Annotated in this window: 7 protein-coding genes; 5 read left to right on the top strand and 2 right to left on the bottom strand. The window is 52.5% G+C overall.

Annotated elements, in window-relative coordinates:
- Nucleotides 1–67: 67 nt before the first annotated feature.
- Both PLIM_RS10780 and PLIM_RS10775 read left to right on the top strand, forming a co-directional pair.
- Nucleotides 68–3,604 carry a DUF1553 domain-containing protein gene (locus tag PLIM_RS10780; protein WP_013110348.1) on the top strand — a complete coding sequence of 1,179 codons (3,537 nt, stop codon included), beginning with the start codon at nt 68–70 and terminating at the stop codon, nt 3,602–3,604.
- A 92-nt stretch (nt 3,605–3,696) separates the two neighbouring features.
- Nucleotides 3,697–5,043 carry a DUF1501 domain-containing protein gene (locus tag PLIM_RS10775; protein WP_013110347.1) on the top strand — a complete coding sequence of 449 codons (1,347 nt, stop codon included), beginning with the start codon at nt 3,697–3,699 and terminating at the stop codon, nt 5,041–5,043.
- A gap of 8 nt (nt 5,044–5,051) precedes the next feature.
- Here the strand turns inward: PLIM_RS10775 and PLIM_RS22820 are convergent, their stop codons facing one another.
- The gene (locus PLIM_RS22820; protein WP_013110346.1) at nt 5,052–6,290 is read right to left on the bottom strand and encodes a DUF6268 family outer membrane beta-barrel protein; all 1,239 of its coding nucleotides are present in this window, start codon (nt 6,288–6,290) and stop codon (nt 5,052–5,054) included.
- 441 nt (nt 6,291–6,731) lie between these two features.
- Between PLIM_RS22820 and PLIM_RS22815 the strand changes: the two genes are divergently transcribed.
- From PLIM_RS22815 to PLIM_RS10750, 3 genes are all read left to right on the top strand, one after another.
- Nucleotides 6,732–8,069 (top strand): protein phosphatase 2C domain-containing protein, encoded by a 1,338-nt coding sequence (locus tag PLIM_RS22815; RefSeq protein WP_013110345.1) that lies wholly within the window; start codon nt 6,732–6,734, stop codon nt 8,067–8,069.
- A gap of 301 nt (nt 8,070–8,370) precedes the next feature.
- Nucleotides 8,371–9,903 carry a sensor histidine kinase gene (locus PLIM_RS10755; protein ID WP_013110343.1) on the top strand — a complete coding sequence of 511 codons (1,533 nt, stop codon included), beginning with the start codon at nt 8,371–8,373 and terminating at the stop codon, nt 9,901–9,903.
- Between the two features lie 147 nt (nt 9,904–10,050).
- On the top strand, nt 10,051–11,442 hold the full coding sequence (locus PLIM_RS10750; protein WP_041403503.1) for a sigma-54-dependent transcriptional regulator: 1,392 nt from the start codon (nt 10,051–10,053) through the stop codon (nt 11,440–11,442).
- Between the two features lie 79 nt (nt 11,443–11,521).
- Here the strand turns inward: PLIM_RS10750 and PLIM_RS22810 are convergent, their stop codons facing one another.
- A complete protein-coding gene (locus PLIM_RS22810; protein WP_013110341.1) occupies nt 11,522–13,192 on the bottom strand; it encodes a PP2C family protein-serine/threonine phosphatase in 1,671 nt (556 codons plus the stop codon).
- Nucleotides 13,193–13,659 lie beyond the last annotated feature (467 nt).

The following is a 13,659-nucleotide window of genomic DNA, read 5'->3' as shown; positions in this document are numbered from 1 at the left end:
GAACATTTTAAGTCATCCATTCAATCCAGCTTTGCTCCGCAGGTCTTCTTTGAGTAGCGAGTTCTTAATGAGCCAGTCTTCTCTTCGTATCGTCATGATGGCGATCACCTTCCATGTGCTAACGAACTGGCAAATGGGTGTGGGCTGGAGTCAGCCACCGGAGGCCGTCCCTGCCCAGTTGTCGAAGAGTTCTCAGGAAGCAGCAGCAACTAGTCAGGATGATTCTGGTGAATCTCAACTCTCGAAAAACCTGTATGCAGCGATGGTCGCTGCCGATCAACCCGCATTCTATTGGAGCTTTGATCAAGGCTCTCTAAAAGATGTTTCTGGGAAAGATGCTTCCGGGATAGACGTTTCTGGCCAATGGGTCTTCCAGCAGCAAGGAAACGTCAAGTTAAAAGTCGCAGGGCCCAGGGGTGAGAAGTATCCTCTCTTCAGTAGCGACAATGAGGCTCTGGAGTTCGGCAACAAAGCGGGCTACCTGACACTCGATGATTCCCCCATCAAAACCAAAGATCCAGCAGCCTTAGCGGCCAGTCCCCTGCGATTTCAGCAGGGTGATTCGATCACTCTGGAAGCCTGGGTTGACGTGCAGCAGATTGCCGACAATCAGCAGATGTATGTGGTCGGCAAAGGACGTACCAAACGCTCCGGCTATCCTGCCGAAAATCAGAACTATGCCTTGCGATTGGCTGGCAAGAACGGCCAGGCACTCGTCAGTTTTCTCTTTCGTGATGCGGACAGTCAGCCGGGGAATAGTGAGAATTACCATCGCTGGAACTCACAATCTGGCGTAGCTGTCGATTCGGGATGGCATCACATCGCGGTGAGTTACACTTTTGGCGAGCCCAAGTCGATCAAAGGTTACATTGATGGTAGCCTCGTGGAGGGAACCTGGGATTATGGGGGGGCGACAACCAAAGCTCCTGTCGTCGATGATGATCAGCTCTGGGTGGGCTCCTCGTTAGGGGGGAATCCCTCCAGTACCTTTCGTGGGTTGATTGATGAAGTCGCCATTTATCGATCCGCCTTGTCACCTGACCGCATCGCACAGCATGCCCGCATCGTTCAGGAGCCCCCATATCTGACCCCTCGTGAGCACCTTTCACGAGACAACGTCTTTGTCGAGGTCTTTCATCATGTTCCCGATAAGCATAATTGGGAATTTCGCTTAGGTAAGCCGTTCGAATCGTTCCAGCAGGTCGATTGGTCACTGATTGCGATTCCTCAGCTTTACAACTCTCATGGGGTGCGGGCTGATCGCAGCAATCCTGTCGTCGTGCGATTAAGCGGATTGGTGGAGTTTCCACCTGAAACGCGGCATTTGCTACTCAGGGCACGCAGTGGAGCCAGGCTATGGATTGATGACCAACTCGTGCTCGATAATCGGCACCCTGGTCGAGGAAGTGATGGTCATGGCCCGCTCTATCGAGTCGAGAGCCAGATCTCAGATGCGATTCGTCCTTTGCAGCCAGGTGACTATGAGCAGGCCATTGCGTGGAGTCCCACATCCGGTGAGCATCGTGTGCAAGTTGATCTCTGGGTAGGAGGTAAAGGACGCCGCCCGGAACTGGGGGAGATGTGTCTGGCTATTAGTGCTGATGGCAAACAGTTCCAGGTGTTGTCTACCAGACAACTCTTTCCACTGGATGACTGGCATTGGGAACAATGGGCCAAAACCGAGAAGAAACGTCTTGAAAGTGAAAATACCGTCAGGCGAAGAAAAGCCTCTGAGGGGTACGCCCGCTACTGGGAAAAACGTCATCAACTGGCGAAAGATACGCTCGGGCAGCAGTCACAAGGGCCCATCGGAGAAGATCTCAGCAGAAACAAAGCCACTGTCGCGGCTATTAACCGCGAGATTCAACAAGGTCTTTCTTCGGCTGGCGTCGAGCCCATGGCGCCGGTTTCTGATGCCGAGTTTTTGAGAAAATCCACACTCGACATTCTGGGAACGATTCCTTCATTAAAGCTCCAGGAGCACTTCTGGTCTCTGGCGGAATCCAATCGACGTGCCGAATGGATTGACTGGTTATTGGAGCAGCCGGGTTGGGCTGATCATTGGGTGGCTTACTGGCAGGACGTGCTGGCGGAAAACCCGAATCTGGTGAATCCTACGCTCAATAACACGGGTCCCTTCCGCTATTGGATTCATGAATCGTTCAGCGATAACAAGCCGTTTGATCGATTCGCGACAGAATTGATCCTTATGGAGGGGAGCACCTATTTTGGTGGACCCGCTGGTTTCGCTCTGGCGACGCAGAACGACAGTCCGATGGCTGCCAAGGCGCATATTCTGGCGCAGGCCTTTCTGGGCATGGAGATGAAATGTGCTCGTTGTCACGATGCTCCCTATCATGATTTTCAGCAGCGAGACCTCTTCAGTCTGGCAGCGATGCTGAAGCGAGAACCCGAGTCGGTCCCCAAAACGAGCACAATTCCAGGTGATGAAAATGCACTGAAATCGCTGCTGGTCAAAGTGACGTTGAAACCGGGTGAGCCTGTCCCACCGGAATGGCCATTTGCAGAGCGTCTTTCGGCAAGTCTATCTCCGGATATTCTGGAGCATCCTGCTGATCGACGTGAGCAACTGGCTGTGCTGGTGACATCTCCTGCCAATCGAAGATTTGCCGATGTGATCGTCAATCGCCTCTGGCAGCGGTATCTGGGAAAAGGGATTGTGGAACCGATTGATGATTGGGAAACCCCCGACCCGACGCATCCTCAGGTGCTGTCGATTCTTGAACAGGAGTTGATCGCTTCCGGTTATGAACTGAAACAGATCGCCCGCGTGATCCTGAATACCGAAGTTTACCAGCGAAAGAGTGACCATTCGGTCTATAGTGATGCCCGGCGAGCACGGCTTTTTGCCGGGCCCGCCCCACGAAAACTGACTGCCGAGCAACTTGTGGATTCGCTCTTTGTGGCTTCCGGGAAGAGTTTCCGCACAGAAGAATTGAATATTGATGTCGATGGCCTGAGGCCGATGAATCAGTCCCTGGGATTTGGTTTCCCGGAACGTGCCTGGGAATTTGTGGCCACAAACAATGAACGTGACCGCCCGAGCCTGGCTTTGCCTGGGGTGCAGAGTTTTATCAATGTGCTCGAAACATTTGGCTGGAGAGCATCGCGGCCCGATCCCCAAAGTCTGCGTAGCCAGGAAACGACTGTGCTGCAACCCGCGACCTTAGCCAATGGAACTTTGACTCTCCGGGCGTCTCAACTCTCCGATGATAGCTTGATCACAGAACTGGCGATTTCGTCGAAGTCCGTCGAGGAGTTTGTTGAGAAAGTCTTCCAGCAGTTGATGACTCGTGCTCCATCTGTTCAGGAAAAGGCCATGTTCGTGGAGTTCTTGAGTTCTGGCTTCAGCGAACGTGTGCTGGCGGGTACCGAACCGAAAGTGGTGCTTCGTCCTCAGGCAACGGGTGTATCCTGGACGAATCATCTGCAGTCAGAAGCGAACAGCATTAAGGTCAACTACGCCATGACGATTGAAAAAGGTGATGAACCCTCGTCGCGGTTACAGGCTGATTGGCGTGAGCGGGCGGAAGATTTTGTGTGGACGTTGATCAATATGCCCGAGTTTGTGCTGCTGAACTGAATATTAACAGCATGGATACAGTATCGATTATAAGTGCGAACACACCTGTCCATTCGATAGTTGATTTGGCCCAGGGCTGATGGAAGAACGCTATGAATCCATTTTTGAATCGTCGTGATTTCAACCAGTACACTGCACTGGGTGGGGCAGCAGCTTTATCGGCAGGGTTACCCTTTGGATTGTCAGCAGGAATACAAGGGGTTGGATCTGCGTCTTCTCTATTGGCTGAGGAGCATGCAAAAGTCAGCTTTCCGATGGGGAAAGCCGAGCATTGTGTCATGATCTGGCTCGGTGGTGGAGCCGGTCAGATCGATACCTGGGATCCCAAAGTGAAAGGCGATCCCAAAGCGAATAAAGCGGGTTCGTATTATGGCAAGATTCAGACGGCTATCCCAGGGGTGGAAGTCTGCGAACACCTCTCGCGCTGTGCACCGATCATGGATCGATTCACATTATTTCGAACCGTGCATCACGATGTGATTGACGAGCATGCGGCAGCGACGAATCGTATGCATACAGGCCGCCCTGTCAGTGAAACGGTGATTTACCCTTCGGTCGGTTCTGTCATTGCTCATCAGCGTGGTGCGGCAGGTGATGGTGTGCCTGCGTATGTTCTCATTGGGTATCCCAGCACGACGAGAGGCCCGGGATTTCTGGGCAGCAAAGGGAACTATGTCTATCTGACAGATACCGAAAGTGGCCCCCAGGGCTTTCAGCCAGCTTCGGTGATTCGCCAGGAGCGGCAAGCACGTCGTAACGAATTGCTGAAGAAAGTTCGCCAGCTCAATACCACTGAAGAAAAACAGGCTTTACTGAAAAATTACGAGTCGATGATTGATGAAGCTCAGCGGCTGGCTGGCCCGCAGTTCATGCGGATCTTTGATTTGAAATCCGAATCTGCCGACCTTCGTAATGAATATGGTGGCGAGTTTGGGCAGCGCTGCCTGCTGACCCGCCGCTTACTGCAGTCAGGGGTGCGGTTTGTCGAAGTCTCGCATAACTTGAACTTTCTCAACGGTACTGGCTGGGATGTCCATAATGATGGGATCGTCCAGCAGCATCGACTGATTCAGGAACTCGATCAGGCGCTCGCAGCCCTCGTGCTCGACCTGGAGCGAAACAAACTTCTCGATAAAACGTTGATTGTGGTTTCAACAGAGTTTGGACGACCTGCCAAATTCGATGGTGGCGGCGGGCGCGGGCATCATGGCAAATGCTTTTCGGTCGCTTGTGCAGGTGGCGGGATCAAGACCGGCGTGGCGATTGGTGAGACTGATGATCTGGCGATGAACATCGTCACTAGACCAGTTTCCGTACCCGACCTGCATGCCACCATGTACGCAGTATGTGGCGTGAATCCTCGGGAAGAACTGTATGCAGGTGAGCGTCCTGTTCCTATTACAGATGGTGGTACCCCCGTGCTGGAACTCTTCTCGTGATGGTTAAGTTAGAATCCGAGACCCACGCGGATCATCGCTGCTGAACTGGGATTAAAATTCCCGACATTGGACTCGTATTCGACTCGGCGATTGAAGACATAACCGGCTTCAAAGCGAGGAGCCAGCCGGCCTTTACGTTTGATTTCATAGCCCGCCAGTAGATAGAGAGCGTTGTAAGTCAGAGTGTCATCGGCACCTGATGCACGTTCGACGGCCCATGTACCGCCACCCAGTTCACCAGCAAGATAGAACCACCGCTCTTCATCACCAACTTGCGAAAGTCGCCAGGCGGCTCGTGGTCTGGGAAAAATGGCTTCGATTCGAAATGATTCACTGGGGGTATAAACAGCCCCCACGGCTGGCAGAGCCACGATATCATCCCGATCGAGATAGACGGCACCAAAGGCCAATTGCCAGGTGGCATTCATTTGCCACAGGAAGATCGCTCGGCCGGTGATGCGGTAAGCATTACTGCTGGTATTCTGAGCATCTGTGTAAATGCCCGGAGCAACAGCCAGATTCATTTTCCATTTCGGCGAGAGTTCTTTAGCCCACATGAAATCAATCGAGCCGCTGTAAAGAGTTGGCGGGAGATCGGTCGTTGTCGGGCCGTTAAGGAAATTTGTGCTGAAAGCCGGTGTCACCATCCAGCCGTTGGATCGAGGGAAGAGAAATGTTTGCCTGAACTCGAGGTTCGTCATGCCCAGTTCGTCACCATCACCAGGCAGAATCGAAATCGCGGCTTGAGTCGAAATGGGGATAATCCATGGTTTGCCGGCTTGAGGAAGCAGTGGTTCATTGAGGTTGGCCTGTCCAATATCAGTTTCAAACGGGGATGGTGGCTCTCCCGGAAGCATGACGTTATCGCCCTGCAGGATCTGATTTTGAGGTTCGCCCTGCCATTGAGCTGCAGGAATCACGTGGGGCGCGGCAGTGATCATGCCAGGAATCTCGCTTGAGGAAGATTCAGGCACAGCCCAGGTGTTTCCGGAATCGACAGCTTCGGGCTGAACTTCGATGGCTTCCGGCATAAGCAAAATGACAGGCCAGGCGGTGGCGCTGGATTCGGTTACGAATGTCTCTGTTGATTGGTGGGTGAGAGGCGAAACAGTATGAACCGGCCCGGACGGGTGCTGAGCCCAGGAGGTGCTGGAATAGAAAATTGCTGCGATCAGAGTGATCGACATCAGTGCTGGAGCGGAGTTTGTTCCGCGATGGAAAGCACCCTTTTGATTTGGAGAAGACATGAATCCTGTCCAGCACAACAGTTTGAAGATCATTCAGCACAGGGGAGTTACGAGAAGATCGAGGCCAGGAGAGGAGAGGCGGGGAGAAGCCCAGGGAGAGACAAGCGGAGTTTGGTCATATCAGAAGTTCGCCTGTCCCATCAAGTGAAAGTCACCCGACCGATGCGATTTCAGGTTTATGTAACGGCATTTTCTGCCTGATTGGTTGTGAACTTGAAGGTTGTGTCATGGCGCTGCCACGTCGCTCGCATCATGCCGGTGACGCACTGATGGGCCTCTGGAAATTGTCGGTACAATGCTTACAACCTGAAACTCCAGGAAATTGACGAACTCACAGCTTTACCTGCGGTGATTCTTGCTGTTACAAATAATAGTCTAAACGAGCTGGCGTTCGTTAAATCCAGCAGGTGGAGATCATTTTTTAATTTCAGGAAGCAGGGCATGCTCTTTGAGCAGTCCGTTCAGTTCGCCAGTCTGAGTGATATTGGATTCAGGCGTCAGAATAATCAGGATTCCTTTGCGGTTCACATTTGTAAAGACCGCGAAGACTGGGTTCGTCGCGGCCATTTGTTTGTCGTTTGTGATGGTATGGGTGGTCATGCTGTCGGAGAGTTAGCCAGTAAGCTGGCGGTGGATACGATTCCGCATGCTTTCCAGAAATCTCTTGAACAGGATGTGAAAACAGCCCTCCTCAATGCCATCGTTGATGGCAATCGAGTGATCAATGAGCGTGGCACGCAGAATCGCGAATTTGAAAGAATGGGAACCACCTGTACGGCGCTCACACTGGGAAGTACTGGTGTGCTGATTGGTCATGTGGGGGATAGCCGGGCATATCGGGTAAGAGGCAGTCAGATTGATCAACTGACGGCAGATCACAGTCTTGTCTGGGAAATGATTCAGCAGCGTCGCGTGCATCCCAAAGATGCAAGTTCAATCGTTCCGAAAAACATTATTACCCGATCTTTGGGTGTCGAACCCACAGTCAATGTCGATATGGAAGGGCCCTTCCCTGCACTTTCTGGTGATGTGTATGTCCTGTGCTCTGATGGTTTGACGAACCTGGTAAGTGACCAGGAGATTGGCGTGGCTGTGCGGGAACTGGCTCCTGCGGATGCCTGTCGATTTCTTGTCAATCTCGCCAATTTGAGAGGTGGTATCGATAACATTACGGTGATCGCAGTTCGCCTGGGAGCCATGCCTGAAGGGGTCTCTCTCGATGGAATTCCTGAGAGTGAGTCTCGCGAGATTGATGGACGCTCATTCGCCCGTCTGGCATGGGTCATTGCCATGGTGGTCTCATGTGGTTTTGGAATGAGTCTGGTGATCAATGGGCCTGATTGGCGTGCCGCAGGTTTAGCGTTGATTGGATTATCTGTCTTTCTCCTTGCTGTTGGTTGGATCTTTCGTAAAAACCATGTGAGCCCAACTGATAAAGCGGGGGTTGAGGCCGATTCGATGGCGACTGTGCTCTGGCGGCCTTATCGAACAGCATCGGCTCGCGCGACACCGGAACTCATCGATCGGCTGGCCAGGTTGCATGCTGAATTGCAGAAGGCGGCCCGGGAAGAAGAGTGGTCCATTGATTGGGCTGAACATGATGATCTCATGCAGAAATTCACCCTCGCCACGATGGAGAAACGTCTCAGTCGGGCATTTCGGGATCTGACGAAAGTGATCGGCATGCTGATGAGTGGCGTTCAGGCACAGCGGCGGCGGCTGAAACGTGAGTCTCGCTGGGGGCCGGTACGCAAACCGAATGACACTTCAGGCAGTTGATCTTGGGTGATACTACCGAGTGATCACTGATGAGCAGCGGCTGATTGGTTCTCGTCCTTGTGATTCAGCAAACGGATCCTTACCGGCGGTTGACTGTGTAACAATCGCGGGTCGTAAGAATTCGACAGGCGAGATGATTTCTTCCGGAAATCGGTCTTGCTGGAGTTGGTCATCACCTTGTAATCTTTTCAAATCCATGAAAGCTCATCAGTGATTGGCACAGAAGCTGGTTGCTGCGAGAGAGTCAGGGCAGTTGAATCCCGGGCTTGATGGAATGGCAGGTTTACGGCAAGGAGGCCGGGTGTTTTTAACGCGTTCCATTCGTCGCAAACTGTGTATTGTGCTCTTCATCTCGGGAGGGCTGCTCACCGCTTTGTTTGGAGCCGGATTTCTGGGCCTGTGGTCTTATGGAAGTATGGTTCATGAGATCGAAAAAAATCTGAGGTCGAGTCCTCGTCGCTACGAAGTCCTCGCGGCAACTTCGAGATTGATGGACCCCACTCTGAGGCGAGACGCATTCACGCTTTCGAGGCATTTGGCCGATCTGGAATCGGCCATGGCTGACTACCGCTTGCAGCAGGCGAAGCTGCCGAATTCTCCCGAGAACCGCGAGCAAAGTGCAGTTGCCTTTGCCATTCTCCAGAAAATGGATGCGGATATTGCCCGCATGAAAGATAAGCTGCCAGCTCTTGAGAGTCAGCAGATTGCTTTTGTCGCCCAGCAGGAAATTACTGGGTCGCTGGCTTCTTTGCAGAAGAGTGCAGTCAGTCTTCCCAATCCGATTGAGGGGTTGCAGAAGCTCTGGCAGGATTCGCAATCGACTTATCAGGTCTTCTTCTGGATTTTGCTGGTCGTTGCCCTGTGTGCCGTCGTCGCAATTTTCATGGTGATGCACCTGATGATTCGCTGGATCTTCCTGCCCATAAAAGAACTGCACCGAAAGGCGATGAAAGTTGCTCGCGGTGATTTCAGCGTGCGAGTCAAACTCGACGGGCAGGATGAGATTGTCGATCTGGCACAGGCATTCAATGCCATGACCGAGCGATTTTGTGAGATTAAAGCTGACCTCGACAAACAGGTGAATGAGCGATCGAGACAACTGGTTCGCTCGGAGCGTCTGGCGGGTGTCGGTTTTCTGGCGGCTGGAGTGGCTCATGAAATCAATAATCCGCTTTCGGCCATCTCGATGGCTTCCGAATCGCTGGCATCTCGAGTAGCGGGTTCCAATGGCGAACCATTGTTGATCTCTGCGGAAGATGCAGAAGTCGCGAGGCAGTATCTGGAGATGATTCAGTCCGAGGCGGGTCGATGCGAAGAAATCACTTCAAGATTATTGACTTTTGCACGCGGGCAGGACGCTCCTCGCGGTCGGCAGGATCTGACGAAGATCGTTCAGGACGTCGTGCAGATGGTGGGTCACATGGGGCGTTTCTCGGGACATACGATTGATTGCCGTCCTGTGGAATCGGTCTTCGCTGAAGTTAATGGTGCGGAAATCAAGCAGGTGGTTCTGAATCTTGTGGCAAATGCCCTGGAATCGATGGGCGCATCTGGTGGGAAGCTCAGTGTGGAAATCAAAGAGCTTTCTGATGAGGTTTGTCTGGCTTTTAAAGATACCGGTTGCGGCATGTCGGCCCGCGTCCTGGAGAATCTGTTTGAGCCCTTTTTTACAGAAAGAAAATCAGGGCGTGGGACTGGTCTGGGGCTGTCGATCAGCCACCGGATTGTCGTTGATCATGGCGGGCGAATTGAGGCTCACAGTGATGGTCCTGGCTGTGGAAGTACCTTCCGTGTTCATCTTCCCAAAAGAGCTGTCCAGTCGATGGCGGCATGATGAAAAGCCCCAGTAATCGATGAAGGCGGCATTGCCGGGATTTGTGTCTTCTGTTAACAAGCCGATGTAACAATTTGCCAAATCAGCCTGATCAGGCCCTGAGGCATGATGCCTCTGGAAGGGCAAGGAGAAAGCCCGTTGGGTACGATGACATCAAACAAACTGCGTGTGCTGTTCGTGGATGATGAGGCGGCTATCCGCAGTGTGATGAAGATCGAATTGCCACGCATGGGGCACGATGTCACATTTTGCGAAGATGGTGAATCCGCACTCAAGGTGCTGGAGAATCATACCTTCGATGCTGCGATTGTGGATCTGCGGATGCCAGGGATCAGTGGCTGGGATGTGATTGATCACATCAAAAAAGTTTCTCCGGAAACTGAAGTGATTATCAGTACGGGTCATGGTGATCTTGAGGCGGCCATTCAGGCTGTTCGCAAGGGGGCTTACGATTTTCTGCCCAAGCCCTGCAAGCTGTTTGAGATTTCTGCTGCATTAAAAAGAGTTGCTGAAAAACGGACTCTCACCAATAAAGCGATTGCTCTGGAAACGCGATTGAAGGCGGTCGAAGGAGCACCAGATATCATTGGCAAAACGCCATCGATGCAGCGTGTCAAACGGATGATCGAAAAGATTGCTCCGACAGATTCGGCTGTGTTAATTCTGGGTGAGACCGGGACTGGCAAGGAACTGGTGGCTCGTCGGGTGCATGAGTTAAGCCATCGTGCTCAGATGCCGTTTGTGGCTGTGAATTGTGGAGCGCTCCCGGATAACCTGGTGGAGAGCGAACTGTTCGGCCACCGGAAAGGTGCCTTCACCGGGGCGGATACACCTCGGAAAGGACTCATCGAGGTGGCGAACGGAGGGACGCTCTTCCTGGATGAACTGGGAGAACTCGATAAGTCGATGCAGGTCAAGCTGCTGAGATTTTTAGAGTCTGGTGAAGTTCGTCGTGTGGGTGAGAACGAAGCTTTTCATGTGGATGTTCGCATCGTCTGTGCAACAAATCGTGACCTCGAATCGATGGTTCGCGAAGGAGCTTTTCGGGAAGATTTGTTCTTTCGTGTGAATACGTTCGAGATTCGGCTCCCTCCGCTGCGCGAACGGAAAGAAGATCTTCCAGATGTGTCTCGCAATCTGATTGCCAGACATCTCAAACGGCGTGACGTGCCACCCGAGATTCTGGCACCAGAGACGATCGAAGCATTGCAATCACACGACTGGAGTGGAAACATTCGTGAACTCGCCAATGCATTGGAGCATGCGGTGATTCTGGCTGACGGTGGAGTGATCCTTCCCGAGCATCTTCCCGGCGCGATCACCCGTCAGCGATCTGCCGTTCTGACTGGCAATAAGGCAGTAGAAGCTGCGTTTTCCAGCGGTTCTCCCAAGACCTTGCGGGAGATTGAAATGGAAGTCATCTATCAGGTTCTGGAGAAGCACAAAGGTGACAAAGTCAAGGTGGCTGCCGAGTTGGGCATAGCTCTTAAGACGTTATACAACAAGCTCAACGGTGATCAGACTCGTGCTGCCAGTTGATCACACCTGATTTCACGCCAGATTGGCGGAGCCTGTGTATCCGTTGTCTTGAATCGTAACTCTCTATGACAATCGAGCGTTAGCCTTTCGTGGCATGCGCGAGAGATGCTCCGATATTCAGCGGTATACTCGCTTCCTGCGGAGATCGCTTCAGCAAAAGACAGGTCAGGTCATCCACCGGGCCGCGTTCGCCGGCATGCCTCAGGACAGCCGTTTTGATCACACTCGTGAGGTGTTCAGCCGACTGGCCTTGCCCGGCATGCAGTAACTCGTACAGAGGCTGTGTCCCCAGAGCAAGTCCCGAGGTATCTGTCGTTTCAGTGATGCCATCCGTGTAAAGGAGCAGCAGACTGCCGGGCGGCAATTTCGTTTGTTCTTGAACGAACTGACAATGAGGATCAAACCCCAGCACGGGGCCAGTGGGTGACAGGGCTTGAGTTCCACCATCGGGGAATAGAACAACGCCCGGTTGACCTGCAGCGATGTAACGCAATTCGTGTTCTTCGGGAATCAGTCGAGCAAAAAACAGACTGACAAACCTGTGGCCGAGAATATCTCCATCGCAGAGAAATCGATTGAGACGTTCGGCAATGATCGCTGGATCGTGACCCACACTCAGATCAGCACGTAGAAATGCACGCGTCTGAGACATGAGGATCGAAGCACCCAGGTCGTGACCACTGACATCGGCAATCACCAGGCCAATCGATCCATCGTTATAAACCAGATAGTCGAAGTAATCTCCTCCCACAGCTTCTGCTGGGATTGAAAAACCTGCCACCTGATAGTTCTTGATGACTGGTGCTTCTCTGGGAAGAAGTGCCTGCTGCAATTGGCGAGCCAATTGAAGTTGGGCTTCGGTACTCAACATTTTGGCTTCGACCTGCGAGACACGAGAGTAATCGCAGAGCAGACCAATAAATGGGACGAGATAGCCGACGATCTTCAGATAATGAGCGATGACTGCCGCATTGTCGTCGAACCGGCGAGATCCAAAGGCCATATACATTTGCAGTAGAATATGGGGGATCACGCTCAGCAGCAGACCATGTGAGAACAGGCTGGGATACTGCTTGTAAAAACGTGGTAGAAAAAATATTCCAGTGATGAGGTAAATGATCAATGTGAACGCATCGAGAGGCCTGGGGATCGAAGATGCAGGGAACACTGTTTTGGGCAACTCCGGAATCCAGGCACAGAGTTCGACAATCGAGAATGCACCGAGTCCGAACACGATCGCGGCACAAATCAGAAAACCTGCGTTGCGGTTATTCCTGGATCCACTCCATTCGGGTGTGATGAACCCCAGGGCGAATGGAGCAGTCCCTAAAGTAATGATCAAGGCATAGGTCAGGCGCGTCATGGCATCAGTAAAGTCAGCAAATCGTGAGGGATCTGAAGCCGAGACCAGGATTCCATTGATCGCCAGTGCGTTGGCAGCATCCATCAAACCGCAGAACAACAGTGCTGTCCCAAGAATGGGTGTGGTGACATCTCCCCGGAGACGAAACATGGAAAACGCGCTGACGGCTGTCACAACACCGGTACAAGCAGCTGTCCATGAGAGCAGTGTGACAATGATCTCGCCACGAACCTGCTGAAGGGCCGGCCCTGCGTCAACCGGATTGATGCCCCAGCGAATACCGAAGAGATTGGTCACCAAAGGGAGTGCGCAGGCGATGACTAACCCCATGATGATCGATGGAGGAAGGACATCGGGAGGATTCTGTGAACGATTCCAGCTCGGCATCAGTTGTCTCATCGCATTGAAATCGGCCCCGTGATCGGCAACTCGGTTCCCTTGTAATTTCCAGTTCCTGCAGTGGAATTGCCAGTATCACTTGTTCAGCTTCGCGAAACATTCAACATTCCGTCCCAATCTGTCTCAGGCGTCTCCGGTGCCCATTCATGAGTCCTTCTGATCGATCCTCACTGGACAGGAATTGCCGTCTGCTGTGTGGCAAATTCTGCAAATAAAGCCTGGACACTGTCAAATTTTAACGATCAGGCAAAGAGTAAGGATTGTTCGTCGTATAACGACTTTAGCCAAAGTGCCACCTGAATCGCTCGTGACGCCCGCAGAACCGTGAAATTCGGTTTACTCGGAATGACGATCCAGAACAGTGAGCAGCATTGTCCAGGGCCAGATGTGTGGACGATTGCCGAATGGAACTGAATTGACAGCTCGGGTGCCAGGTGTTGAGCACCTGCACGACG

It is taken from the genome of Planctopirus limnophila DSM 3776 (genome assembly GCF_000092105.1).
GTDB lineage: Bacteria > Planctomycetota > Planctomycetia > Planctomycetales > Planctomycetaceae > Planctopirus > Planctopirus limnophila.
The sequence above is the reverse complement of the archived record's forward strand: the minus strand, read 5'-3'. Positions and strand labels throughout refer to the sequence as shown.

Excerpts from the sequence above, each read along its gene's own strand:
- PLIM_RS22815 (WP_013110345.1), top strand. The coding sequence starts at position 6,732 with ATGCTCTTTGAGCAGTCCGTTCAGTTCGCCAGTCTGAGTGATATTGGA.
- PLIM_RS10775 (WP_013110347.1), top strand. The coding sequence starts at position 3,697 with ATGAATCCATTTTTGAATCGTCGTGATTTCAACCAGTACACTGCACTG.
- PLIM_RS22810 (WP_013110341.1), bottom strand. The coding sequence starts at position 13,192 with ATGCCGAGCTGGAATCGTTCACAGAATCCTCCCGATGTCCTTCCTCCA.
- PLIM_RS10750 (WP_041403503.1), top strand. The coding sequence starts at position 10,051 with ATGACATCAAACAAACTGCGTGTGCTGTTCGTGGATGATGAGGCGGCT.
- PLIM_RS10780 (WP_013110348.1), top strand. The coding sequence starts at position 68 with ATGAGCCAGTCTTCTCTTCGTATCGTCATGATGGCGATCACCTTCCAT.
- PLIM_RS22820 (WP_013110346.1), bottom strand. The coding sequence starts at position 6,290 with ATGTCTTCTCCAAATCAAAAGGGTGCTTTCCATCGCGGAACAAACTCC.